We start from the raw sequence: 278 nt of genomic DNA, 5'->3' as shown, positions 1-278 counted from the left end.
AAGAGTTTAAACAAGCTTATGCTCCTGTTGGTATATCAGGTATAACTGTATTTGTTCCTATTGATATATACCCAGAAAGTGCTCCATATTTAACCATAAAAGAAACACCGAGCGAATATTTACTCCAATGGACAAAAAGTTCAGATAGTAATTACTATATCCTTGAACAACTCATTAATGGAAAGTGGCAGCTAATATCAAATAATATTTTAACCAATGAATATCGCGCTGACAAAAGTGGTGGGGCTGTATTTCGTGTAAAAGGCTGCCATCAGTAT

The 278-nt window shown here is 34.5% G+C and carries 1 protein-coding gene; it reads left to right on the top strand.

The genetic code is table 11. The features are described from left to right. Nucleotides 1-278 (top strand): hypothetical protein (locus SB749_RS19300; protein WP_410711726.1); only part of this gene is annotated, 278 nt, incomplete at both ends.

The organism is Brevibacterium sp. SIMBA_078, from assembly GCF_046534565.1.
GTDB lineage: Bacteria > Actinomycetota > Actinomycetes > Actinomycetales > Brevibacteriaceae > Brevibacterium.
This window is presented reverse-complemented; position numbering and strand designations above follow the sequence as displayed.